A 24,423-nucleotide genomic window follows, 5' to 3' on the forward strand; every position below is an offset into this window, starting at 1 on the left:
GCAGGTTTTTCTGATTTAGCTCAAGTAAATCTGGATGATTTTTTTTAGAATTGCCGTGCCCAGATTTGCGTATGAAATACCCGTGAACTGGCAGGTTATTTTCTGAAAGGAAGCAGACCATGAAATCACATGCAAAAGTCGTTGTTGTTGGCGGGGGCTGCGTTGGGGCATCAATCCTTTATGGCCTGACCCAGAACGGTTGTTCAGATGCCGTGATGCTGGAACGCACCACGCTGACATCTGGGTCCACCTGGCACGCTGCCGGGTTACTGGTGACTTTCGTGCGCTCGCATAATGTTTCCAAAATGACGATGGAAACCATCCGGATTTATTCTGAGGTTGAGGAAAAACTGGGCGCTTCCGTCGGTCTGCGCAAAGTTGGTCAGCTGCGCGTCGCTAACACTGAAAAACGCTGGGATGAATTCCAGTCCTATATTTCAATTTCCGAAGCCGCAGGCGTCCCCTGCAAACTGGTGACGCCCGAAGAAATCGCAGAAATCTACCCGCTTCTGAACCAAAGCGATGATATCCGTGGTGGCATTTTGCACACAGAAGATGGCTATGTGAACCCCGCTGACATCACCATGGGGCTGGCGAAACTGGCGCGGGATGCCGGCGCTAAAATCCACCAGAACACCGAAGCGCAGAGCTATGAAAAACTGGAAAACGGTCATTGGAAAATTGTGACCAATCAGGGCGAAATCACCTGTGAACATCTTGTTTTCGCCACCGGCAACTACGCCCGTGAAAACGCCCGTCGCGTGGGGCTGGACCTGCCCTGCATCCCGATTGTGCACCAGTACTGGACAACAGAAACCGTGCCCCTTCTGAAGGAACGCAAAGCCGAAGGTCTGCCCGAATTCCCCATTCTGAGGGATGAAGATTACGGCGCCTATCTGCGCGAAGACGTGGGCGGCATTCAGTTCGGCCCTTATGAATTCACCAAGGATCTGAAACTCTTTGCCGAAGATCGCGTGCCGCCAGATTTCGGGGCTGACCTGCTGCCGGAAGATTTCGACGCCGTGGAAACCCAATGGGAACGCGCCATTGAACGGGTGCCAACGCTTGGCGAGGTCGGGATCAAAGCCAACACACGCGGCCCCTTCCAGATGACCCCAGATGAACTGCCGCTGGCGGGCCCGGCACCCGGGCATGACAATCTCTGGCTGGCAGAAGGTATGCCGGGCGGGATCCTATGGGGTGGCACGGTGGGTGAGCGCCTGTCACGCTGGATCATCAACGGTGATCCCGGCATGGATATGTCCGAGCTCGACCCGCGCCGTTTCTCGGATTACGCGTCCAAACGCTGGACCATGGATAAGGTGCGCGAAACCTGGGGCACCCATATGGATGCCCATGTGCCGGGCGAAGATTTCCCTGCCGCCCGCCCAATGAAAACCGTCGGCAGCTATGATCTGCTGACCGCCCAGGGCGCGGTCTGGACCAGCTTCAATGGGTATGAATTCCCGCGCTGGTTTGCAAAAGCACCGGAAGACGCCATCCCCGAACATAGTTTCCGCCGCACTGATCACATGGAACTTGTGCAGGAAGAAGTCCGTCGCACCCGTGAAGAAGCCGGGTTCATCGAAATGTCGCCCATGACGAAATTCATCGTGCGTGGCCCAGGGGCTGCGGCATGGCTGGATGGTCTTATGGCGAATAAACTGCCTAAAATCGGGCGTATGACCCTGTCTTTGCTGCTGAATGACCAGGGTGGCATGGATGCGGAATATACCGTGGTGCGTTATGGTGAAGATGACTTTTACCTGATTTCAACCCCGAACTGGCGGTCCTACAACTGGGATCAGTTGCAACGGCTTCTGCCCGGTGATGGATCTGTGATCCTTGAAGATATTTCAGAAAACATGGGTGTCATTGCCCTTGCCGGCCCCAAAGCCCGCGAGATCCTGCAACCGCTGACCGACAATGATCTGTCCAACGCCGCTTTCCCCTGGCTATCCGCCCAGATGGGCGAGGTCGGCTATGCCAAAGGCGTGCATCTGCTGCGCGTCAGCTATACCGGCGAACTTGGCTGGGAAATCCACCACCCCGTCGGCTACAACCGCCATCTGGTAGATCTGCTTCTGAAAGCGGGCGTGAAACCCTTTGGTCTTGAAGCGCTGGAATCCATGCGTCTGGAAAAATCCTACCGCGCAATTAACCGCGAAATCTGCAAGGATCTGACACCATACGAGGCGGACCTTGGTCGTTTCGTTGCCCTGGAGGGCCGTGATTTCATCGGTAAAGATGCCCTGATTGCCCAAAAGAACAGCGGTGATCACCCGGTTCTTGTCACCCTGAAGCTGCCCTTCTGCGATACATCGGTGATGTTTGACGAAGGCGTTTACAGCGACGGGACACTGATCGGTCGTGTGACCTCGGGCGGCTTCTCATATTACTGCAATCACGACATCGCGATGGCGCTGGTTCCGCAGGGTATGACCGCGCCGGGCACGAAAATGCAGGTGTTTGTGCATAATGAAATGCGCGCGGCCGAAGTCATCGATATCTGCGCCCATGATCCTTCCAGCGCCCGTGCGCGCGCGTAACCGTCTGTTTTCAGGAGAAAACCATGTCTGAGCCTCGTAAACGCGGTGGCCGCGCCAGCCGGGTCGCTGCCCGCACCAATCCCGCACCGGTCTATCTGCCAACCCTGAACCGCGCCGTTGGTCCGATTGATTTGCTAGGTCCGGAAGGTGTTGAAAAAATCCACAACGCCGCCATGACCATCCTGGAAACCACCGGCATTGAGTTCCGCGATCCCGTGGCGCTTGCGGACTGGAAGCGTGCGGGGGCCGACGTGCAGGGCGAACGGGTGCGCATTGGCCGTGATATGCTGATGGATCTGATTTCCACTGTGCCCGAAACCTACACATTGCACGCACGCAACGGCGATCGCACGGTGGACGTCGGCGGCAAAAATTCGATCTTCGCCAATGCTTATGGTGCGCCATTTGTCTATGATCTCGATGGCACCCGCCGTCCGTCTCAATTGGCCGATGCGCATAATTTCTTCAAGCTCGGTCAGATGAGCCAGGCGATGCATGTGCCTGGCATCCTGCCTGTTGAGCCCCAGGACGTTCCCGTGCCGGAACGCCACTTAGAACTGGTACACGCCGCGCTGTCTCTGACAGACAAACCGATCAAAGGGTCCGTCCTGTCGGAAACAGCCGCGCGGGACACCGTGAAAATGGCACAGATCGTTTTCGGCGAAGATTTCGTTGATAACAACGTCGTTCTGACCTCCCTTCTGAACTGCAACACGCCGCTGGTCTGGGATGAAACCATGCTGGAAAGCCTGCGTGTTTATGCAGCGGCAAACCAGCCCTGCCTTCTGTCGCCCTTCGTTCTTGCAGGCGCCAGCACACCTGCTTCGCCGCAAGGTGGCGTTGCGCTTCTGATTGCCGAAAGCCTTGCAGGCATGGCCTATAGCCAGATCATTCGCAAAGGCTGCCCGATGGTGCTGGGTGTGGCGATTATGGGCGTTTCTATGAAAACCGGTGCGCCCATGATGGGGTCCCCTGAACCGGGCCTGATGAACCTGCTCGTGGGCCAAATGGCGCGGTTCTATAAAGTGCCGTGGCGCAGCTGCACGATGTGGACCGGTTCAAAATCCCCTGATCTTCAGGCCGGATATGACACCGCCAACAGCATGTGGCCTGTGCTTTTGGGGGGCTGCAATTACATCGTGCATTCCGCAGGGTTTCTTGAGGGGGCGCTTGGCGTCAGTTATTCCAAATGGGTGCAGGATTCTCTGCAGCTGGAAAATTTCCACCGTTTCTTTACCGGGCTACAGGAAGAAAACCTAGGCGCGCTTCTAGGGGATATCGCAGACGTCGGTCCCGGCGGCCATTTCCTTGGCACCGACCACACCCGCGAACATCCCCTGCATATGAACATGCTGCAAAACAACGACAGCTTTGAACAATGGGAAGCGGAAGGTGCCAAGACTGCCGAAGTTGTGGGCAATATCGAGGCCAAACGTATCCTTGATAATTACGTTCAACCCCCGATGCCCGTTGACCAACGCGGCGCTTTGGATGAATTTGTCGCAAAGAAGCGCGCTGAATATAGCGTGTAAAATTGTACACATCCCCCGGAATAATCCCGGGGGCAACTCCGAAGGGCAACATCATGAGCAGCACAACAACAGAAAACCTTTCTTTGCAGCTGGTTACAGAATTGGCGGATGCAGTTTTCAGCACCTGTGGCGTTACAGATCATGCCCGGAGTGTGCTGGCAGATATCGTTACGCGTTCTGAACGCGACGGCCCGCGTAGCCATGGTTTGCGGATGTTACCGGTTTATGCACAAAGCTTTACTTCAGGTTATGCCAACCCCGACGCGACACCAAAAATCACCCGTAACGCTGCTGGCGCACTGCATGCAGATGCGGACAATGGTTACTATCAACCTGCCGCAGATCTGGCCCGTGATCAGCTGATTGAAATGGCGCGCCAGAACGGGATCGCCGCGTTTTCCTGTCACAATTGCCACCATCTGGGCGGGCTGCGGTTTGATGTTGAACCCCTAGCCGAAGCCGGGCTTATTGCTATTGGCGTGATCAATTCCCTGTCCATGGTGGTGCCACAGGGCGGCGTGCGCCCGGTCTTTGGCACCAACCCGATGGCATTCGCATGCCCTCGCGAAGGTGAGGCTCCGATTGTCTGGGATCAGGCTTCTTCAACCGTTGCATTGATGGACATCAAAATGGCTGCAGCCGAAGGTCATGCCTTGCCCTATCCCGCAGGACTTGCGCCGGATGGTGAGAAAACAACGGATCCAGATGCGATCCTTGAAACCCGCAGCCTGTTGCCCTTTGGCGAACATAAGGGGGCCGCGATTGCCTTCCTGGTCGAAGTTCTGGGTGCGGCGCTTGCCGGTGGTAATTTGTCCGTGGATAACGCGGATCGCGAAGCCCACGACGCCCTGAATATCAAAGGTGGGTCCACCGTGATCGCCATAGACCCCGCGCGTTTCGGAAACCCAATGTTCAATGATTACATCACCCGGATCTGTGCTGAAATCACCGACAATGGCGATGCCCGCATTCCAGGCGATGGCCGCTTGAAAAACCGCAAAAATTCACAGGACAGTGGTGTTTCCGTTGCCCGAGACGTCCTGGACCAAATCAACATCATCATAAACGGGGCCAAATGAAAAAGATCACAGTTGCAGGCGGTGGGGTCGTGGGCATGTCCTGCGCCCTCTCTCTTCAGGCCGCGGGCCATGATGTCACAGTCATTGACCCCGGCCCGATTGGTGAAGGCGCAAGCTGGGCATCCTGTGGCTGCATCGCCGTTGGCGAGATCGTCCCGCTGTCACAACCCGGCATGCTGATGAAAGTGCCGGGCTGGCTGATCAACCCCAAAGCCCCCCTGTCCCTGCGGCCCTCTTCCGCCCTGCGCTTGCTGCCCTGGTTTACCCGTTTCACTTTAAATTCCCTGCCCTCACGTATGCGGGCTATTGCAGCAGATCTGGCAACCCTCACATTCGCATCCACGGCAGATTTCAAAACTCAACTGCAGGACATCGGGGCGCCGGATTTGCTGATTGAACGCCCCGTGATCAAGCTTTTCGACAATGACCACGACAAAGCAACGATGGGCGCGGCCTTTGGACTGGCACGGGAATTGGGATGCAAGATTGATGACATCTCGGGGCAGGACGCCCATGATATGGACCCCGCGATTGCGCCTAACTTTCAACATGCATCCATTCTGCACGACTGGAGTTTCGTCACCGATCCTGTGCTTTTGATCCAGAAACTGCAGCAGACGTTTCTTCAGCGCGGTGGGCGGTGCATTTCGCAAGCAGTCACCAATTTCAAACGTGAGGATCAGCGCGTCATGGCTGTGCTTTGCACTGATGGTACGGAAATTCAAACCGACGAAGTGGTCATCGCAGCAGGCGTGGCGTCAAAACGGCTTGGGAAAATCCTGAATGTGCCTTTGCAGATGGAAGGCCTAATGGGCTATGCCACCCTTCTGGGCGACAGCAACAGCGATCTGAAACATACGGTGTTCTATCCCTCGGGCGGGTTTGGGATCACGCCATATAGTTGCGGGTTGGCTGTCGCGGGTACAATTGAATTTGCAGGCGAAAACGCTGCCCCTGATTGGCGGCGCGCCGATGTTTTGGTTGAACGCGCACAACGGGTTCTACCAGGCCTGTGTACAGACCAACGCGAACGCCGCATGGGCCGCCGCCCCTTCACTCCAGACACACGTCCGGTGATTGGCCGTACACCAAGGTTAAAAAATGTTATTTTTGCAACCGGACATGGGCAACTTGGCCTAACGCTTGGGGCGACCACGGGACGGATTGTGTCAGATATTGTGGCCGGTGTACCATCCGAAGAAGATATATCCATGTTTTCCCCGTCCCGGTTTGACCCTGCACATCGCGACCCGGCGTTACGGTTGTAATTGCAAAGGCACCATGGCTTTCTGACAAAAAGCACCGAGGATCCCATGCCGTCATTTATCGCAAACTCTGCCACTGAGATGCCCACCGAAAACGATCTTTTTTCGCGTTCCGGTCTTGAATTCATGCAAGATATTCTTGCGGGCAAACTGTCTGGCCCGCCCATTGGCCGCACCATGGGATTTCATCTGCACAGTGTGGAACAGGGGCGCGTTGTCTTTCGCGGAACACCTGAATTTGACCTGACAAACCCAATGTCAACAGTACACGGGGGCTGGTACGGCACGATCCTGGACAGTTGTATGGCCTGCGCGGTGATGACCGAAGTTCCCAAAGGGTCAATTTATACAACGTTGGAATATAAGATAAATATCAACCGTGGCATTCCCCTGGGCGTTGAAGTCGAGGCCATCGGCGAAACCCAACACGCTGGTCGTTCTACTGGCATTTCACGCGGTGAATTGCGTGGTGTCAAAGATGGCAAGCTCTATGCGACCGGCTCCACCACCTGTATCATCATGAAACCGCAACGTCCCTGAAAGGGCGTGATGAAGATCACTCAAAGCTACGCCCAAGCAAGCGGATGCGGCAATTCAAATGGTGCAAAGTCCAACCTCAGCACCCGACGGCGTGTCGGGGTCTGGGCAGGTTCGGATCCGTGCAGCGTCAGCATTTTCAAAACCAAGATATCTCCGGCCCGCGCCTCTATCACCTTAGGTTTTCCTTCGTACGTCCGTGTCCCAACGTCACTTACAGGCACTTTCCCCAGTGAATGACTGCCCGGAACGATCTGCATGGCTCCGTTTTCTGAACAATTGTCATCCAAATGCAAACGTACAAACAACATCTGCTGCAAAAGTTCTTCGGGCGGTTCACAATGCCAAGTTCCCCCTTTGCACGACCAATTCGTAAAGCCCGGCACCTCGGCCCGATCCACAACTGAAATCACCCGATCCTGGTGCCAGGGCACACCCCAATTGGCCTCAGCTGACTTATCAAACGACAATAATCGCACCAAACGCATACTAGGCCAAATCCCCTGAAGAAGGTCAATCACACCCGATGTATCAATCGCCTGCCCAAGCGCATTTTCGGGCGCTTCTCGCACCCCCGGACGCCCATTAGCCCCTGCCGCATTCTTCAGACGTTGCACATGCTCAGATGAAACGGCCCCGCGCAGCATCAACCACCCCAGGTGATCAAAATTCTGCCGGCTGTGCTCTGAATTATCCATGCATAAATTTCCTTAAACGCTTACATCTTCACGCCCGCGCGCGCAGCGCGCCACGCCCAACGCTTTTACGACAGCTCTGCTGTTGTAAAAGGGGCGGGAGCCTCCCCGGCAGGCTGCCTCTCACGTCTCAAGCCTGCCCATCAAGAGCCTCATTGCGCGGCAAACTACGTGTGGCATAGGGCCCATTGCGATCTCCATCATGCACGACAGATGTTTCGCCAGAGATTTGTTCCACCAGATCCGCCCGCAGAATCCTTGCAGCAGGTTTATGACCAACAGTGCTGTCGTGCAAAACCTCTGACACATCCCGCCCGACCAGCCGACGGCGGCGGTTCAGAAACAACTTCCCCCATCCTTTGTAAGACCCGATTGCAGGGGCCTCAGGGTCACGGGGAAAACGTGCCCGCCAGCCTTCCGGAAATCGCAGACTCAATGCCTCTGCCCGGCCCAGCACCCAGATCAATGGAATATTAGACAGACCCCGGCTTTCTTCATGATGTCCCAATTGGCCCCCGATGTCCCCATGCGCGCCCTTGAACCACATCTGTTCCACATTGCCTTGCCAGTCCCCGGGCGTATCCCAAAGAACCGGTGCAAAGGCCTGACGTGTTTCATCCAGAGCCAGCGCATGATAACCATGGCGCACCGATGTCCCCAAAGTGTGGTTGTGAAACTCATAGACATCCGGCACAAAACGCCAGATCAAAGGTGCACGAAAGCCCAGCGCTTTAACCGTATCCCAAACGCCGATCATCTCAATTTCGACAGGTATCTCATGACAATGCAGGCGCGCAAACGCCTTTGCCACTTCTGATCCTGGTGCACATTCGTAATGACGGTAGGCCTGACGAATATTGCGTTCTGTGGCTTCTGACGGCCGCAACAATCCGATCCGATCAATCACCCCGGCAAGGGATCGTGCCGCGAAAGCCCCACGCGAATAGCCAAACAAAAAGATCTTATCGCCAGGGCGATACTTAGACGCAAGATGGCCATAAGCGGCCCGTATCTGGCGATTGATCCCACGTCCCCGGATCACATCCGCTGTGTCACGCCAGGATTTCCATTGCACCCCCGCGCCATAAAACAGCGTCATATCCGCGGCCGGTGCTTGTTCCCGCAACAGCTTATATGTGATCGCCGCATTGGTATGGCATTCAGGATGCAGCGACGACATTGTACCATCAATAATCACCACATGATTCACCGGCCCGCGCCGCGCAACGGCTGGTGTGTCACTGCGCCAGGAAGACGGGCGCAGCCAGTTTGAAATGCGTTGCAGCACCGACATCAGGTTTTCATTCTATGTTCTGTCACCAGAAGCATTCTCAAGCATCTCCCAGACGCGCAGAGGTGTGAACGGCATGTCCGCTTGACGCACTCCGTTCTCCCAAAGCGCATCTTGCACCGCATTCGCCACCGCCGCCATTGATCCGACAGTCCCGGCCTCGCCACACCCTTTCATCCCCATCGGATTATAGGTTGATGGCGTGGGTTCATTCACGAAACCGATATACGGTATTATATCAGCACGCGGCATGGCGTAATCCATAAACGATGCTGTGATCAACTGACCCTGATCATCAAAACCAGCCTGTTCACAAATCGCCTGACCCAAACCTTGGGCCACACCACCATGCACCTGTCCTTCTACCACCATTGGGTTAAGAAGATTACCAAAGTCATCCACCACAGAATATCGATCAATAGTGACAACACCTGTTTCGGGGTCTATTTCGGCCTCGGCCACATGGGCGCCATTGGGAAAACTACGCGCGGGCAATGTGATGCGGGCTTCATGGGCAAGCAGATCTTCACGCCCATCATCACGGGCCCAAGCCGCAACCGTCAGTAGATCGGGTGTTTCATTGCTGCCAGGCGCGCGAAAAACTTCATGATCAAATGTCAGCTCACCAACAGAAACACCCATTTTTTCACATACATAAGACATCAGCGCAGCAACCATAACATCCACACATTCAAGCGTGGCAGCATTCTGAACTGTTCCAGAACGTGATCCACCCGTACCGCCCCCCTGTCGGATTTGATCACTGTCGCCCTGCACCACCTGGATATGATCCACGGGAATGCCGCTCTGGTCGCTCAGGAACTGAGCATAGACCGTTTCATGCCCTTGGCCATTACTTTGTGTCCCGACATAAAGCTCTGCCCGGCCATCCGGCGTAAAGACCACACGAGAGGTTTCTGATGGATCCCCTAGGATCGATTCAATATAATAACACAGCCCCCGTCCGCGCAGCTTTCCGGCGGCTTCGGATGCGGTTTTTCGTGCTACAAATCCCGTCTGATCACTTTCCCGTGCGGAGCGATCCAAGACCTTCTGAAAATCACCCACGTCATAGGTTTCACCAGTTGCGGCCTTATAAGGGAACTGATCTTTGCGGATGAAATTGATACGGCGCAACTCCCAGGGATCAACGCCAAGTTCCCGTGCGGCACGGTCCATCGTGCGTTCCAGCGCATAGATTGCCTCGGGCCGCCCCGCCCCGCGATAGGCATCAACGCAGGTGGTGTTGGTATAAATTCCAGTCACCTGCAGCCAGGTTGTCTGACAATCATAGGTGCCCATCAATACACGGGAAAACAGCTGCGTCTGGATGGGTTGGGCGAAACCTGAATTATAAGCCCCCATGTTGGCAATGCTTGTCACGCGATAGGCTTGAATCCGGTGGTTTTCATCAAAAGCAAGTTCACAGGTCGAGGTCAGATCGCGCCCCGCCGTATCTGTCAGCATGCTTTCCACGCGATCCGCCATCCAAGCCACCGGGCGTTTCAGATAACGCGCCGCCGCAGCAACCGGGATGTATTCCGGATAATGCATGGCCTTCATACCAAAACCACCACCCACATCAGGATTGGTCACCCGGATATCTTCCTTTGTCATGCCCAGCGCTTTGGAAAGATCACGTTGCATGCCCCAAACACCTTGGCCATTCACGGCAAAATGCAGCCGTCCGGGGGCAACCGGATCAGGTTCAGCGTAACAGCCCCGGGGTTCCATGGCGTTGACGATAATGCGTTGATCCGGCACATCCAGCTTTACGATGCGATGGGCCTTTGCAAAGGCGGTCTCTGTGGCGGCTTTATCCCCCAAACCCCAATCAAATGCGATGTTTTGTGGGGCTTCGGGATGCAGATCCGTTCCACCAGGGGCCAGTCCCAGATGCGGATCAAGTTCTTCAAATTCGAGATCAATCACTTCTGCCGCATCGCGCGCCTGTTCCAAAGTATCCGCAACAATTAGAACAATGGCTTCGCCTACGTGACGCACACGGTCACGTGCCAGCGCCGGGCGTTCAGGTGCAGCCCCATCCGTACCATCGCGGTTTTGCACAACAGCGCCGGGCAGACCGGGTTTCACCCCTTGTGCTTCCAAATCCGCAAGCGACCAGACCAGTTGCACACCAGGCATGTCACGCGCCTCAGACAAATCCGGTGTGGTGATATGCGCATGGGCCACAGGTGTGCGGAAGAAATACGCAGTCAGTGCAGCATCCGGCCTGATGTCATCTACATAACGCCCCTGCCCCGTGAGAAAACGAAGATCTTCCACCCGCTTGACGGGCTGGCTTTTGCCGAATTTTTCCATGGTATATCTTTCGCACATGAGGGGCCTGCAATCAGCCTAGTCCTGTGCAGCCACTTGTCCAGAGCCATTCCCCCGCCAGATCCGAATTATTTTTAATTTCTCCGGGATTAAAACCGGATGCCCGCGTGTTTCCTTTATACCACCTACCAACCAGCGGGGTCTCATCCTCACACATGGGCCCCGCAACAAAGGATTTGAAATGTATAAATCTCTGACCGCTGCTTTCCTGATATCTCTGACAACCGTCACCGCTGCGTTTTCTGACGGCCATATGGTCGCCGGCATCCAAGTTGTTGACGGCGTACTGGCGGATGCAAATGGCATGTCCCTGTACACGTTTGACCCGGACACCGCTGAAGCATCCGCTTGTAATGGTCCTTGTGCTGTTGCCTGGCCCCCGCTGTTTGCTGGTGCCGATGATGCAGACCATGATGCGTTCACGATCATTACCCGCGCAGATGGGTCCCGTCAGTGGGCCCATGAAGGCGCGCCTTTGTATCTGTGGAAGAATGACGTTGAGCCAGGCGATCAGACCGGCGATGGCGTAAAAGGTGTCTGGCATCTTGCACGCCCCTGATCCGGCGCATAGCATTGTTTCGGGGCGCCCTTGTCCCGAAACAACACAGGTTCCCCCTTTGAGCGCCGCCCGACTGACATTTCAGAATGAGCTGAAAGCCCACTTGCCCATTTTGCGGCGTGTGGCCCTTGGCTTGACGCGAAATGCGGCCGCCGCAGATGATCTGACCCAGGATTGCGCCGAACGGGCCCTGCGAAAACATCGTCTGTATCAAGCGGATAAATCCGGAATGCGCCCATGGTTGATCACCATGTTGATCAATCTGCATCGCAATCAGATCCGTGCCGCCCAAAGCCGCCCGCAATCCGCAGGCGGTGACCCGGAAATCCTGCAAACCGCTGCACCGGATGTGCTGCATGCGCGTCTTGATCTGGCGGATACGGCCCGCGCTATTGAACACCTGCCAGAGGACCAACGCGAAGCCCTGCTGACCGTTGTCTTAAGTGGCATGTCCTATAAAGAGGCCGCAGAATGCCTGGCCCTGCCCATAGGCACCCTTATGTCCCGGTTGGGACGGGCACGCGCAGCCTTGCGCAAAACACTGAAAGAAGAGGCGCGGTGATGGACAGATCCGACATGATCACTGACGACATATTACATGCTTTTGTGGATGGGCAACTGTCTGAAAAAGACAGCGCATTTGTGGAAACCTGGCTAAATGAAAACCCAGATCGGGCTGAAGAGATCGCGGACTGGATGGCGCAAAATGCTGACATCAAAGAGATTTTCCCACAGTCCGAGTATGAAATGCGTGAACCTAAAGCAGGCACAGCCAATGTGAACGCCGCCCCAAAATCTGTCCTAATTCAGATCGCCGCAGCACTTGTTTTGCTTGTGATCGGTGCAAGCGGGGGCTGGATCTTGCGGGGGGAAAACACGCCCGCTTCACACACTGTGATTACAGCGTCTTTGGTGCAGGAAGCCATCACGGCCCATGCGGTTTATGCCGCAGATCCCCATCGCCCGGTTGAAATAGCGGCCTCAGAAGAAGCGCTTTTGATCCGGTGGTTGTCAAATCGTGTCGGACAGCAAATGATAGCTCCGAACCTTGAAAACAAGGGGTTCGAACTGGTCGGCGGACGGCTATTGGCTGTCTCAGAAGGGCCCGCCGCGCAGTTCATGTATGAAAACGCCGCAGGCACGCGCATCACCCTGATGGCTGTGCGTGGTGACAATGGGCGCATGGCTGAATTTCGCTTTGAAAACAACGGTGAAACCAATAGTTTCTACTGGCAGGACCAGAACCTGAGATATGCTTTGGTGGGTGATATCGCCCGGGATGACCTAAGCGCGCTTGCAACGGATGTCTTTGATCAACTGACCGCTGGTTAGAGACGCCGCCCCCACCCTTTTCGGTTATTCGGCGCGCCAAAAAGCGCATAAATTCCGCATACACATCCCATGCACAGTCTATGCATATCTTATGCATACACAGCGCGCGCGGCCTTAAGACATGCGTAACCGCAACCATTGCCCTTTGCGCCCTCATTGTTTAGACGGATCACAACAGAATTCAGTGACGATGGGACGGCCTGACATGGCGATGGAAAAGAACTTTGACGCGGGCAAACGCGAAGCGGAAATCTATGCGAAATGGGAAACCGATGGCGCATTCAAAGCCGGTGCGAACAAACGCGAGGGCGCTGATCCCTACACCATCATGATCCCCCCGCCCAACGTCACGGGCGCCCTGCACATGGGGCACGCTTTTAACAACACGTTGCAAGATATTTTGATCCGCTGGAAACGCATGCAGGGCTTTGATGTTCTGTGGCAGCCGGGCACCGATCACGCGGGCATCGCAACCCAGATGGTGACCGAACGTGAAATGGCCGCCAATGGCGAAGAAACCCGTCGCGAAATGGGCCGCGAGAAATTCCTGGATCGCGTCTGGCAGCAAAAGGTCAAATCCCGCGGCAACATCATTGGTCAGCTAAAACGTCTTGGCGCAAGCGCCGATTGGTCCCGCGAAGCCTTCACCATGGGCGGCGCTGCGGGCGACCCTGAACTGGGCAAAGGCGCGCCAAACTTCCATGACGCCGTGATCAAAGTCTTTGTTGAGATGTACAATAAAGGTCTGATCTATCGCGGCAAACGTCTGGTCAACTGGGATCCGCATTTTGAAACCGCGATTTCTGATCTTGAGGTCGAGAACATCGAAACCCCCGGTCACATGTGGCACTTCAAATACCCGCTGGCCGATGGTGTGACTTACGAATATGTCGAGAAAGACGAAGACGGCAACATCACCCTGCGCGAGACCCGCGATTACATTTCCATCGCCACCACCCGCCCGGAAACCATGCTGGGTGACGGCGCGGTTGCGGTGCATCCATCGGATGAACGGTATGCCTCCATCGTTGGCAAACTGTGTGAGATCCCTGTTGGGCCAAAAGAACACCGCCGCCTGATCCCGATCATCACCGATGAATACCCGGATAAGGATTTCGGCTCTGGTGCCGTGAAGATCACCGGCGCGCATGACTTTAACGATTTCCAGGTTGCCAAACGCGGCGGCATTCCGATGTATCGCCTGATGGACACCAAAGGTGCGATGCGCGCGGATGGTGCCCCTTATGGTGAGGAAAGCGCAAAGGCGCAGGCCCTGGCCAAGGGTGCCGAGTTCACCGAAAATTCCGTGGATGCGATCAACCTTGTGCCGGAAGAGCTGCGCGGCATGGATCGATTTGACGCGCGTAAGGCTGTGGTCGATCAGATCACCGCTGAGGGCCTTGCCGTGATGCATGAGGTCACCCGTGAAGAAAAGGATGAGGACGGCAATAAGATCCAAGTGACCGAGACAGTTGCTTATGTTGAAAACAAACCCATCATGCAGCCCTTTGGTGATCGTTCCAAAGTGGTGATTGAACCGATGTTCACCGATCAGTGGTTTGTGGACGCCAAGGAAATCGTCGGCCCGGCGCTGGACTCTGTGCGCAATGGTCAAGTTAAAATCATCCCCGAAAGCGGCGAAAAGGTCTTCTACCACTGGCTGGACAATATCGAGCCCTGGTGCATCTCTCGCCAACTCTGGTGGGGCCACCAGATCCCGGTTTGGTTCGGGCCCAAAATTGATGAGAATGGAAAGCTATCTGCATTAGATCGCAAAGAGTTCTGTGCCTCAAACGAAACCGAAGCAAAGCTGCAAGCCGAAACTTACTACCGGGACCAACTTGGTAGCCAAGTTAAAATCTATCCAACCTCATCTCCAGATGATGCGATTTCTCGTTTGCAGGCAAGTTCTGGTCGCAATCCTGCTGTCTCCGGCTCCTCTTGGGGGTTCGCTGATGATGGAACAATATTAGATATCGATATTGTACGCGACCCCGACGTTCTTGACACTTGGTTCTCCTCCGGCCTTTGGCCCATTGGCACGCTGGGCTGGCCCGAAGACACGCCGGAATATGACACATATTTCCCGACCTCCACGCTGATCACGGGACAGGACATCCTGTTCTTCTGGGTGGCGCGCATGATGATGATGCAGCAGGCCGTTGTCGGCCAGAACCCATTCGACACCGTCTATCTGCACGGGCTTGTCCGCGACGCTAAGGGCAAGAAAATGTCCAAATCCGTTGGCAATGTCATTGATCCGCTGGAACTGATCGACGAATACGGCGCGGATGCATTGCGCTTTGCCTCTGCCGCGATGGCCAGCCTTGGTGGCACGTTGAAACTGGATACATCGCGCATCGAAGGTTACCGTAATTTCGGCACGAAACTGTGGAACTCTGTCTCCTTCGCGCTGACCCATGTGGGCGCTTATGAAGGCTATACCCCATCCGCCACGCCGCCCAAGACAAGCGCGGCCCTGAACAAATGGATCATCGGTGAAGTGGCCCGCGTGCGCGCCGAAGTTGATGCGGCCTTTGAAAGTTTCCGTTTCAATGACGCGGCACAGGCGCTGTATGCCTTTACGCGCGGCAAGGTCTGCGACTGGTATATCGAGTTTTCAAAACCGCTGTTGAACAGTGATGATGAGGCTCTGAAAGCCGAAACCAAAGCGACGCTGGCCTGGACGCTGGATCAGGCGATGATCATGCTGCACCCGATCATGCCGTTCATAACGGAAGAATTGTGGGGCTTGACCGCCACACGTGCGAAACCGCTGATCCATGCGGATTGGCCGGAAACCACGTTGGACATGATCGACGCGGATGCAGATCGTGAAATGAACTGGGTGATTTCGCTGATTGATGGTGTGCGTTCAGCGCGTGCGCAGATGCGTGTGCCTGCGGGCCTAAAGATCCCTGTGATCCAGCATGCGCTTGATGACAAAGGTCGCACAGCCTTGGCGAATAACGAAGTGATCATCAAAAAGCTTGCCCGTATCGACAGCATCACAGAAATGGCTGAGCTGCCAAAAGGCGCAAGCCCCGTGCCTGTGGATGGTGGCACATTCGCGCTGCCTTTGGCGGATATCATTGATGTGGATGCAGAAATTGCGCGCCTTGAAAAAGGCCTGCAAAAACTTGCAAAGGAACTGGGCGGTCTACGTGGCCGTCTCAAGAATCCAAAGTTCGCAGACAGCGCCCCGGCAGAGGTCGTCGCAGAAACCCGCGAAAACCTGGCCCTGCGTGAGGAAGAAGAGGCAACCATCAACACAGCCCTCGCCCGCCTCAGAGAAATCGGCTGAACCTGCAAAAACTGAACGTAGAACGCCCGGCTTCAACCGGGCATTTTTCTTTTCATCTTGCTGAAATACTCCGGGGGTGTGGGGGCTGGCCCCCACTAAGACATTTCGATAATCTGCCAATATGACAGATAAAACCGATCCCCGCCTCACGCCGCTTGCCGCCACTTTGCCTGCCTCCGTCCCCTTTGTTGGCCCCGAGGCCCAGGAACGTGCGCGCGGCAATGCTTTTGATGCCCGCCTTGGCGCGAATGAACTGGGCTTTGGTCCCTCGCCCAAAGCCATTGCGGCAATGCAGCTTGAGGCAGGCGAGATCTGGAAATACGCCGACCCCGAAAGCCATGATCTGCGTCAGGCGCTGGCGGAACACCACAATATAGCACCGGACAACATTATGATCGGCGAAGGCATCGACGGGCTTTTGGGCTATCTCGTGCGGCTGTTCATCGGCGAGGGCGATTCAGTTGTCACATCAGACGGCGCTTACCCGACATTCAACTACCATGTCGCGGGCTTTGGCGGCATTCTGCATAAAGTGCCTTACAAAGGTGATCACGAAGATCCGATGGCACTGATTGAAACAGCACGCGAGGTCGGGGCGAAACTGATCTATATCGCCAATCCCGACAACCCCATGGGGACCTGGCATTCTGCGGAGACCATTCAACAGATGATTGACAATGTGCCCGAGGGCGCGCTGTTGGTGCTGGACGAAGCATATGTTGAATTCGCCCCGGACGGCACAGCCCCGACCATCAACACCACAGATCCCCGCGTCATCCGTTTTCGCACATTTTCAAAAGCTTACGGCATGGCTGGCGCACGTGTGGGATATGGGATTTCCACCCCAGAGATCATCATGGCCTTTAACAAAATTCGCAATCATTTCGGTATGAACCGCGCAGCACAGGCCGGTGCATTGGCGGCTTTGCAGGATCAGGATTACCTGACACAAACCCTAGATCACGTTGCAGCGGCCCGCAAAACCATCGAAGCCATCGCCACAGAAAACAACCTGACGCCCCTGCCTTCGGCCACCAATTTTGTCGCCATCGACTGCGGCCATGATGGGGCTTTTGCAGCGCGGGTTGTGTCCGAATTGGGCAAGCGAGGTGTCTTTATTCGCATGCCTTTCTCTGAACCGCAAAACCGCTGCATCCGCGTATCCGCCGGGCCAGTGACAGAACTTGATCTGTTCGCCAAAGCCCTGCCCGATGCCCTAAAAGCCGCACAGTTAGATCGATAACACAACCGAACCGGTGCGCTGGCCTGTGGCGATCATGTCATGGGCCTTTGCACACTCTTCCAACGGCAACACGTCAGAGATCCGCAGATCCAGCGCATCCCGCATCAGAAGATCTGTGAGATTTTTAATCGCGGCTTCACTTTCCTGGGTGGACAGCAGATAGACCAGCACCAGATCGATATTCACCGCCTTAAACATCAGGGGGTAAAACGGCATGACAGGCGCCATATCAAGGGCTGATCCGAAGGCCGCAATCGTGCCGCGTTCTGTGATCACCCGAGCATTTGTTTCGGCGTTTTTGCCAAATTCCACTTCGACGATCCGATCCACCAGAGCGCCCTGTGTCGCCGTCAAAATCTGGTCTGCCAGATCCGGTGCGCTGTAATCAAAAACCTCTGCCCCAAGCGCCGCAAGATCCGCATGTGCCGCCGGGCGCGCCGTGGTCAAAACCCGCGCACCGGACGCTTTTGCCACCTGCACAGCAATGCGCCCGACTGTCCCCGCGCCGCCGCTGATCAACACGGTCTTGCCTGCAACAGATCCACCGCCCAGCACCGCATGCACCGCAGTCAGCGCCGGAATGCCAAGCACCGCGCCTTGTTCAAAACTGATGTGATCCGGCAAGATCACCGCCAGATCCGCCGGCAAAGCAATATAATCTGCCGCCGTACCAAAGCCACGCTGCCATTGACCATTGCGGATCCAGACCCGTTCGCCAACACGCGTTTCTGAAACACCTTTGCCAACAGCTTCGATCACACCGGCCCCATCGCTATGGGGGGTAATCTGAGGAAAGGGTGGCTTTGTCACCCCTGGACGGCCCCCGGCCCTGGCACGAATATCAGAGGGGTTCACACCAGAGGTTTTCAGGCGGACCAGCACCTCGCCCTCGGCAGGGGTGGGCACAGGCAGATCCTGCAGAGAAAGGACCTCATCCGCTGGTCCGAAACGATCATAAATAATGGCGCGCATGGTCTCTCTCCCGTGGTTTCGCCGCAGGATAGGGCCGCCCCTAAGATTTGCAAACAGAACCTGGCGTTAGTTGCTGTTAAACGCTTCACAGGGGTCAGGTCGATCCACTGCATCTGTGATGTCCCAACTGTTGAATTGCACACTGGCCCCGTCGCCCGCTACACGTTCAAACTGGCCGAAACTATATTGTTTCAGGTCATTGTTTGCGATGCCAAGAACATAGGGCGCACCATGATCCATACGCGCATGCCCATTGCCCGTGATCACAACCACAGGCCCGCCGGTGGCGCGCAATGCATTCAACGAAGCCCGTGCAAGGCTTGCATCACGCAGGCGCTGAAAATCAACCATCATGGCCATCATCTCCATCGGCATCGCATCACAATGGGCGGCAAACTGTGCCCTTTCCCGCGCCTGCTGCTGATCTGCGGGCAGCGGCAGGTTCAGACCAAACCGTTCGGCATCGGCACCAAACACCCCTGCCGCACCATCGGTCATCACGTGTTGCGCGTCTTCACGCAAAACCGCCGCACCATAGATGCGCGCTTGTGGCACCACCTGAAACAAAGGCCCATACATGGAAAAATCAGGCCAGCCCGTGTTGGCCCAGTCAAGCGCCTGTTCCAACGCAACCAGATCCTGTCGCAAAGCATCTGTGGCAAGCCCCGCCTGATCTGCGGTGAGCATCTCAAAGACAATCGCCTTGGGCTGCAAATTCTTCGTCAGTTCAACCTGACGGCTGTGGTGATCGGGGTTGTCATGGATTTCCCCCAGAAACACCACGTCTGCATCCCGCATCGCGGCAGGCAGATCATCCGCAAGGCAGAGCGTGGAACACCCCATGGCAAAAACAGCGGAGAGCAAGAGATGTTTCATGGCGGCCTCTAATATCTGACTTTATTAATCAGGTAATATGTTCACCCGGGATTGTAAACCTGCATGCCCGATGTCAGATCATTTCCCCTGCGCAAACGCGACTGGCGGCTGTCAACGCACCTTGGGCGTGGGGAATGCCAAGCGCCTTTAGGCCTGTGTCAATCGCCCCCAGCGTGCCCAGCACCATATGCGCGTTCACATGGCCCATATGGCCAATGCGGAAATGGCCGTGCCAATCCGGATCACCCGCAGGCACGATCCCAAGGCCAATGCCAAGGGTCACACCCAGATTTTCGCTGAGCCAATCGCGCAGTGCGGTGCCATTGGGCGCACCGATGCTGACCCCGGTTACCGCATGTCCACGATCAACCGCATCTGGCACCTGCATGTCCACCGGACCACCCTGCCCCCAAACGCCACAGGCCGCCCAAACCGCACGGGCCAGAACCGCGTGACGTGCCCAGGCATTTTCAATGCCTTCTTCATGGACAAGCATGGTCAGGGCTTCGCGTAGCCCCAGCAAATGGTGGGTCGGGGCGGTGCCGTTGAAATATTGATAGAACCCTTCAGGATTGGCGCGCGGCGCCCAGTTCCAATAGGGCGAGACCTGTTTCAAGCTTTTCTGCCGTTGCGCAGCCTTGTCACTGAACCAAACCAGCCCGATCCCCGGCGGTGTCATCAGACCTTTCTGGCTGGCGGACACGGCCACATCCACCCCCCAAGCATCCATTTCAAACCGGTCACAGCCCATTGATGCAATGCAATCCACCAGCAAAAGCGCATCATGCCCCACCCGATCCAACACCCGGCGCAGAGCCGCAATATCGTTTTTATAAGACGTCGACGTATCCACATGGGCGCAAAGGATCGCTTTGATCGCCCCGTTGTCCGCTGTCAAACGCGCGGAAATCCGGTCAAAATCCCAGGTCGCGCGTTTGCCGAAATCCATCACCTCAACATCAAGGCCAAGACCCGTCGCATGGTTCGCCCAGCCCTGTCCAAACATGCCATTCACCAGAACCAGCACCTTTTCGCCTGGGGTCACAGTGTTCACCAAAGACGCTTCCCAACCGCCATGACCATTCGACACATAGATCGCCACATTCTGCTGTGTGCGCGCGACCGCCTTTAGATCAGAAACCAAGCCATCCATCATATCCAGCAATGGTCCCGTATAAATATTGGGGGCCGCCGCATGCATCGCGTTCAGAACCCGATCTGGCATGACCGAGGGCCCGGGGATGGCAAGATAATGACGACCCGCTGCAAGGGAGGTTTTCAGATCAGACATGAGAATTCCTATGTTGAATGCACAAGAGTTAGAACCAGGATCGCCCTACGTCAATTGCCGCGCGGTGGTCATGTTCTTGCACCAGGGGATCGAAGCGGTTACATCTGGGGCATTCCACGAGACAGGACAGACCGTGACCCAAATCGCCTCTCCCGCCAGTTCCCCTGACGCCTATTCATCACGTTCCCTGTTTTCCCGCCTGTGGAACGATTATCTGCGATATCATAAAGGGCCAATTGCCCTGGTGGCGATCCTTATGATCATCAATGGCGCATCTTTGGCCGTTCTTGCAAAAATGCTGGAACCCATGTTTGACAATGTCTTTGTCGGCGGAGATGCCAACGCAATCTGGTGGATTGGTGGGGTAATCTTTGGCCTGTTTTGTGTGCGCGGCATTTCTGAACTGATCAGTAAAACGATGCTGGCACAGATCTCGCAACGGTCATCAACCGATATGCAAGTGGATCTGCTGCGCCATATTCTGACGTTGGACAGTCAGTTTTTCCACAAGAACCCACCTGGTTCCCTGATGGAACGCATTCAGGGGGATACGGTTCAGGTTCAGAACGTCTGGCGCGTGGTTATTCAGGGCATCGGACGGGATTTCTTTTCACTGTTTGGTCTGTTTTTTGTTGCCATCATCACTGATCCGATCTGGACATTGGTTGCGGTTATCGCTGTCCCACTTCTGATCCTGCCAACTGCGGTGCTTCAACGATATATTCGGCGCAAAACCCGCCATCTGCGGGAAGAAGCAGGCAAGCGCTCCACCCGACTGGATGAGATTTTTCACGGCATTCACGCTATCAAACTGAACCAGATGGAAAGCTATCAGGTTTCGCAGTTTCGCGGCATTATTGATCGGATCGTCAAAGCCGAAGTGAAAACAGCCGCTGGTCAGGCAACGATCCCGTCACTGGTCGATTTTGTCACCGGTATCGGGTTCTTTGCAGTTTTGCTGGTCGGAGGACAGGAAATTATAGCAGGCGAAAAAACCGTCGGCCAATTCATGGCCTTTTTCACCGCCATGACCCTGACATTTCAACCGCTGCGACGCCTCGGCGCCGCCGCTGGCACCTGGCAAATCGCAGCGGCCAGCCTTGAGCGACTTTATCGCCTGTTTGACACGCGCCCAACCATCACTGTGCCTGAAAACCCCACGGATCTGCCTGAAAACGCGGACACCAAAATCCACTTCAACAATGTCACCCTGTCCTACGGTTCCATGCCCGCTCTGCGCGGCTTAACCTGTGTTGCTGAGGCCGGCAAAACCACGGCTTTTGTTGGGTCATCTGGCGCAGGAAAAAGCACTGTTTTCAATGTTCTGACACGTATGTCAGATCCGGACAGCGGTCAGATCACTCTGGGCGGGAGCGACATCAGCACCCTGTCCCTTGAAACATTGCGCGGACAGTTTTCATCCGTTGCACAGGATGCCCTGTTGTTTGATGAAACCCTTCGTGAAAACATCATGCCCGGCATGGGAAACATCGATGATGCACATCTGCAGAACGCTCTAAAAGCAGCCAATGTGTCTGATTTCGTGAACAGCCTGCCAGAAGGTTTAAACAGCCCCGCCGGGCCCCGTGGTGCAAACCTGTCTGGCGGTCAGCGTCAGCGCATTGCAATTGCCCGCGCGTTGCTGCGTGACGCCCCCGTGCTGCTGCTGGATGAAGCCACATCCGCCCTTGATACCAAATCTGAATCCATCGTTCAGGCTGCGATTGAGACCCTTTCTAAAGGTCGAACGACCCTTGTGATTGCCCACCGCCTGTCCACCATCCGGAACGCGGATAAGATTGTGGTTTTGGATCAGGGCCGAGTGGCCGAAGAAGGCAGCCATGATGAACTTCTGGCAAAGAACGGGATTTATGCCGGGCTCTGGGCTCTGCAATCAAAATCTCCCAAAACCAGCTAACCTGCCCCCTTCATCTTGCTGAAAATACTCCGGGGGTGCGGGGGCTGGCCCCCGCCGCAGCATTCCCGCTGCACACAGGGCTTTCACTTCTTTAAGCAGGGCAGAGAATACTCCGTACGGGTAAATCGCCTGCTCATTTTCTGTTGTATGCCCGCGCCAAATCTTCAGGCTGCGCACCGCAGAAGTAACGCATCAACAACCAGATATTGCCTGCCCCGCGCCTGAACCAGCCCTGTTTCTGATAGCGTACAGCCCCGGTGGTGATGGCCCCAGACAACAGTGTAATATTGCGCAGACGACGCACCAAGGCCACATCTTCCATCAGCGGAATATCATCAAATCCACCGGCCTGATCATAGGCCTTGCGTGAAATCAAAAGCCCCTGATCACCATATGGCAGCTGAAACACCCGGCTGCGTAAGTTGGCCCATCCCGCCACCAGATCCGCCTGCCAGTCCGAGGCATCAAACCGCAACCGAAAGACCGCGGGCGTGTCATGCCTATTGATATGCGTCGCGACCTGCACTTGCCATCCTTCGGGCAGTTGCGAATCCACGTGCAAAAACAAAAGCCAGCCTCCGCGCGCATGTTCCGCCCCACGCCGCAGCTGTCCGCCTCGTCCAGGTGCCCCTGTTACCACTTCGGCACCGGACAGATGCGCTCGCGTCGCACCGTCATCTGTGGATCCACCATCAGATACCACAACCTGCGCCACATCCGACAGCTGTGCCAGACAGTCATCCAGCACATCCGCCCCATTGCGCAGTGGTATAATCACAGAGAGTTCCGAAGAGAGTGTTTTCTTTCCCATCAGAAGGCTTATATCCTGCATCACACAGAAACACAGCCCGGGGATCGTGCCATGACAAAATATTTCCAGCCTGCGCGCCGCGTGATCCGGGTCACCGGCAGCGAACGCATCACCTTTCTCCAGGGGCTTGTGACCAATACAATCGCACCCGAAGGCCTGATCTATTCCGCACTGCTGACTCCACAGGGGAAATATCTGGCAGATTTCTTTGTAAAATCTCTGCCCGACAGCCTGTTGATTGACGTGGCTGAAGATCTTGCAGCCAGACTGACCCAACGCCTGACCATGTACCGCCTGCGTGCAGATGTACACTTCGAAGATGCCGATCTTTCTGTCCTGACGGGATACGGTGATGCCCCTGCAGATGCAGATATGGATCCGCGCCATGCAGCCCTTGGCTGGCGTGCATATGGGGATGCAACGGGCCTGGCCCCTGCCCCAGATCAAACGGCCCTGCGTGTTGAACATTTGATCCCAGAAACTGGGATTGAACTGACACCGGATACTTATATTCTTGAGGTTGGATTTGAACGCCTGAACGGCGTTGATTTCAAAAAAGGGTGCTTCATCGGTCAGGAAATCGTTGCCCGGATGAAATATAAAACCGAATTGCGCAAAGGTCTCGCCCGCGTGACCGTAGAAGGCGATGCAGAACCAGGCGCGGAGATCACATTGAACGGCAAACCTGTCGGCACCCTACACAGCCGCGCAGGCAATCAGGCGATTGCCTATCTGCGGTTCGACCGTGCCAAAGACGGTATGGTCGCAGGCGCCGCAACAGTGACGTTGGTCAACTGAGACAACGCCCGAAGCGGCGCTTTCGTCAGTT

Annotated in this window: 19 protein-coding genes; 12 read left to right on the top strand and 7 right to left on the bottom strand. The window is 55.7% G+C overall.

The features are described from left to right. Positions 1–119: 119 nt before the first annotated feature. From ACPGUT_RS11005 to ACPGUT_RS11025, 5 genes are read left to right on the top strand one after another with little or no spacing between them, the layout of a single operon-like run. On the top strand, positions 120–2,549 hold the full coding sequence (locus ACPGUT_RS11005; RefSeq protein ID WP_423991310.1) for a GcvT family protein: 2,430 nt from the start codon (positions 120–122) through the stop codon (positions 2,547–2,549). A gap of 23 nt (positions 2,550–2,572) precedes the next feature. After that, entirely contained in the window at positions 2,573–4,081 is a 1,509-nt protein-coding gene (locus ACPGUT_RS11010; protein WP_423991312.1) for a trimethylamine methyltransferase family protein, read from the top strand. A gap of 53 nt (positions 4,082–4,134) precedes the next feature. Continuing rightward, the gene (locus ACPGUT_RS11015; protein ID WP_423991314.1) at positions 4,135–5,160 is read left to right on the top strand and encodes an Ldh family oxidoreductase; all 1,026 of its coding nucleotides are present in this window, start codon (positions 4,135–4,137) and stop codon (positions 5,158–5,160) included. Then, positions 5,157–6,428, top strand: coding sequence for an NAD(P)/FAD-dependent oxidoreductase (locus ACPGUT_RS11020; RefSeq protein WP_423991316.1), 1,272 nt, complete (start codon positions 5,157–5,159; stop codon positions 6,426–6,428). The genes ACPGUT_RS11015 and ACPGUT_RS11020 overlap by 4 nt, the downstream gene beginning before the upstream one ends. A 45-nt stretch (positions 6,429–6,473) precedes the next feature. Further along, a complete protein-coding gene (locus ACPGUT_RS11025; RefSeq protein ID WP_423991318.1) occupies positions 6,474–6,965 on the top strand; it encodes a PaaI family thioesterase in 492 nt (163 codons plus the stop codon). 26 nt (positions 6,966–6,991) lie between these two features. On the opposite strand, the gene ACPGUT_RS11030 is transcribed toward ACPGUT_RS11025, so the two are convergent. From ACPGUT_RS11030 to ACPGUT_RS11040, 3 genes are all read right to left on the bottom strand, one after another. After that, positions 6,992–7,660 (bottom strand): phytanoyl-CoA dioxygenase family protein, encoded by a 669-nt coding sequence (locus tag ACPGUT_RS11030; RefSeq protein WP_423991320.1) that lies wholly within the window; start codon positions 7,658–7,660, stop codon positions 6,992–6,994. A gap of 127 nt (positions 7,661–7,787) precedes the next feature. Then, a complete protein-coding gene (locus ACPGUT_RS11035) occupies positions 7,788–8,951 on the bottom strand; it encodes a DUF2235 domain-containing protein (protein WP_423991322.1) in 1,164 nt (387 codons plus the stop codon). A 12-nt stretch (positions 8,952–8,963) separates the two neighbouring features. Continuing rightward, positions 8,964–11,270 (bottom strand): xanthine dehydrogenase family protein molybdopterin-binding subunit, encoded by a 2,307-nt coding sequence (locus tag ACPGUT_RS11040; RefSeq protein WP_423991324.1) that lies wholly within the window; start codon positions 11,268–11,270, stop codon positions 8,964–8,966. A 199-nt stretch (positions 11,271–11,469) separates the two neighbouring features. Here ACPGUT_RS11040 and ACPGUT_RS11045 point away from each other — a divergent pair, with 199 nt between their 5' ends. The 5 genes from ACPGUT_RS11045 (at position 11,470) to ACPGUT_RS11065 (ending at position 17,726) form a co-directional block, all read left to right on the top strand. After that, positions 11,470–11,847 (top strand): hypothetical protein, encoded by a 378-nt coding sequence (locus tag ACPGUT_RS11045; protein WP_423991326.1) that lies wholly within the window; start codon positions 11,470–11,472, stop codon positions 11,845–11,847. A 58-nt stretch (positions 11,848–11,905) separates the two neighbouring features. Then, entirely contained in the window at positions 11,906–12,409 is a 504-nt protein-coding gene (locus ACPGUT_RS11050; protein ID WP_423991328.1) for a sigma-70 family RNA polymerase sigma factor, read from the top strand. Beyond that, complete coding sequence (locus tag ACPGUT_RS11055) at positions 12,409–13,179, top strand: anti-sigma factor family protein (RefSeq protein WP_423991330.1); 771 nt, start codon at positions 12,409–12,411, stop codon at positions 13,177–13,179. Before ACPGUT_RS11050 ends, ACPGUT_RS11055 begins: the two co-directional genes overlap by 1 nt. 205 nt (positions 13,180–13,384) lie before the next feature. Continuing rightward, positions 13,385–16,483 carry a valine--tRNA ligase gene (locus ACPGUT_RS11060; RefSeq protein ID WP_423991332.1) on the top strand — a complete coding sequence of 1,033 codons (3,099 nt, stop codon included), beginning with the start codon at positions 13,385–13,387 and terminating at the stop codon, positions 16,481–16,483. A gap of 121 nt (positions 16,484–16,604) precedes the next feature. Then, positions 16,605–17,726, top strand: a complete 1,122-nt coding sequence (locus tag ACPGUT_RS11065) for a pyridoxal phosphate-dependent aminotransferase (RefSeq protein WP_423991334.1) — start codon at positions 16,605–16,607, stop codon at positions 17,724–17,726. Here the strand turns inward: ACPGUT_RS11065 and ACPGUT_RS11070 are convergent. The 3 genes from ACPGUT_RS11070 to ACPGUT_RS11080 form a co-directional block, all read right to left on the bottom strand. Beyond that, positions 17,715–18,698 carry an NADPH:quinone reductase gene (locus ACPGUT_RS11070; RefSeq protein WP_423991336.1) on the bottom strand — a complete coding sequence of 328 codons (984 nt, stop codon included), beginning with the start codon at positions 18,696–18,698 and terminating at the stop codon, positions 17,715–17,717. The genes ACPGUT_RS11065 and ACPGUT_RS11070 overlap by 12 nt on opposite strands. Positions 18,699–18,764: 66 nt before the next feature. After that, on the bottom strand, positions 18,765–19,574 hold the full coding sequence (locus tag ACPGUT_RS11075) for a ChaN family lipoprotein (protein WP_423991338.1): 810 nt from the start codon (positions 19,572–19,574) through the stop codon (positions 18,765–18,767). A gap of 73 nt (positions 19,575–19,647) precedes the next feature. After that, positions 19,648–20,865, bottom strand: a complete 1,218-nt coding sequence (locus ACPGUT_RS11080; RefSeq protein WP_423991340.1) for a pyridoxal-phosphate-dependent aminotransferase family protein — start codon at positions 20,863–20,865, stop codon at positions 19,648–19,650. Positions 20,866–20,875: 10 nt separating this feature from the next. On the opposite strand from ACPGUT_RS11080, the gene ACPGUT_RS11085 reads away from it, so the two are divergent. Further along, entirely contained in the window at positions 20,876–22,783 is a 1,908-nt protein-coding gene (locus ACPGUT_RS11085) for an ABC transporter ATP-binding protein (protein WP_423991342.1), read from the top strand. Positions 22,784–22,916: 133 nt separating this feature from the next. Here the strand turns inward: ACPGUT_RS11085 and ACPGUT_RS11090 are convergent, their stop codons facing one another. Then, the gene (locus tag ACPGUT_RS11090; protein ID WP_423991344.1) at positions 22,917–23,594 is read right to left on the bottom strand and encodes a TIGR04283 family arsenosugar biosynthesis glycosyltransferase; all 678 of its coding nucleotides are present in this window, start codon (positions 23,592–23,594) and stop codon (positions 22,917–22,919) included. Positions 23,595–23,645: 51 nt separating this feature from the next. On the opposite strand from ACPGUT_RS11090, the gene ACPGUT_RS11095 reads away from it, so the two are divergent. After that, positions 23,646–24,392, top strand: a complete 747-nt coding sequence (locus tag ACPGUT_RS11095; protein ID WP_423991346.1) for a YgfZ/GcvT domain-containing protein — start codon at positions 23,646–23,648, stop codon at positions 24,390–24,392. Positions 24,393–24,423: the final 31 nt, after the last annotated feature.

The sequence above is a fragment of the Halocynthiibacter sp. genome (genome assembly GCF_049608145.1).
In the GTDB taxonomy this organism is placed as follows: Bacteria; Pseudomonadota; Alphaproteobacteria; order Rhodobacterales; family Rhodobacteraceae; genus Halocynthiibacter.

Coding starts and splice junctions, on each gene's coding strand:
- ACPGUT_RS11070 (WP_423991336.1), bottom strand. CDS start 18,698: ATGCGCGCCATTATTTATGATCGTTTCGGACCAGCGGATGAGGTCCTT.
- ACPGUT_RS11005 (WP_423991310.1), top strand. CDS start 120: ATGAAATCACATGCAAAAGTCGTTGTTGTTGGCGGGGGCTGCGTTGGG.
- ACPGUT_RS11060 (WP_423991332.1), top strand. CDS start 13,385: ATGGCGATGGAAAAGAACTTTGACGCGGGCAAACGCGAAGCGGAAATC.
- ACPGUT_RS11015 (WP_423991314.1), top strand. CDS start 4,135: ATGAGCAGCACAACAACAGAAAACCTTTCTTTGCAGCTGGTTACAGAA.
- ACPGUT_RS11090 (WP_423991344.1), bottom strand. CDS start 23,594: ATGGGAAAGAAAACACTCTCTTCGGAACTCTCTGTGATTATACCACTG.
- ACPGUT_RS11080 (WP_423991340.1), bottom strand. CDS start 20,865: ATGTCTGATCTGAAAACCTCCCTTGCAGCGGGTCGTCATTATCTTGCC.
- ACPGUT_RS11010 (WP_423991312.1), top strand. CDS start 2,573: ATGTCTGAGCCTCGTAAACGCGGTGGCCGCGCCAGCCGGGTCGCTGCC.
- ACPGUT_RS11035 (WP_423991322.1), bottom strand. CDS start 8,951: ATGTCGGTGCTGCAACGCATTTCAAACTGGCTGCGCCCGTCTTCCTGG.
- ACPGUT_RS11045 (WP_423991326.1), top strand. CDS start 11,470: ATGTATAAATCTCTGACCGCTGCTTTCCTGATATCTCTGACAACCGTC.
- ACPGUT_RS11075 (WP_423991338.1), bottom strand. CDS start 19,574: ATGAAACATCTCTTGCTCTCCGCTGTTTTTGCCATGGGGTGTTCCACG.
- ACPGUT_RS11020 (WP_423991316.1), top strand. CDS start 5,157: ATGAAAAAGATCACAGTTGCAGGCGGTGGGGTCGTGGGCATGTCCTGC.
- ACPGUT_RS11085 (WP_423991342.1), top strand. CDS start 20,876: ATGTTGAATGCACAAGAGTTAGAACCAGGATCGCCCTACGTCAATTGC.
- ACPGUT_RS11030 (WP_423991320.1), bottom strand. CDS start 7,660: ATGGATAATTCAGAGCACAGCCGGCAGAATTTTGATCACCTGGGGTGG.
- ACPGUT_RS11065 (WP_423991334.1), top strand. CDS start 16,605: ATGACAGATAAAACCGATCCCCGCCTCACGCCGCTTGCCGCCACTTTG.
- ACPGUT_RS11095 (WP_423991346.1), top strand. CDS start 23,646: ATGACAAAATATTTCCAGCCTGCGCGCCGCGTGATCCGGGTCACCGGC.
- ACPGUT_RS11040 (WP_423991324.1), bottom strand. CDS start 11,270: ATGGAAAAATTCGGCAAAAGCCAGCCCGTCAAGCGGGTGGAAGATCTT.
- ACPGUT_RS11025 (WP_423991318.1), top strand. CDS start 6,474: ATGCCGTCATTTATCGCAAACTCTGCCACTGAGATGCCCACCGAAAAC.
- ACPGUT_RS11055 (WP_423991330.1), top strand. CDS start 12,409: ATGGACAGATCCGACATGATCACTGACGACATATTACATGCTTTTGTG.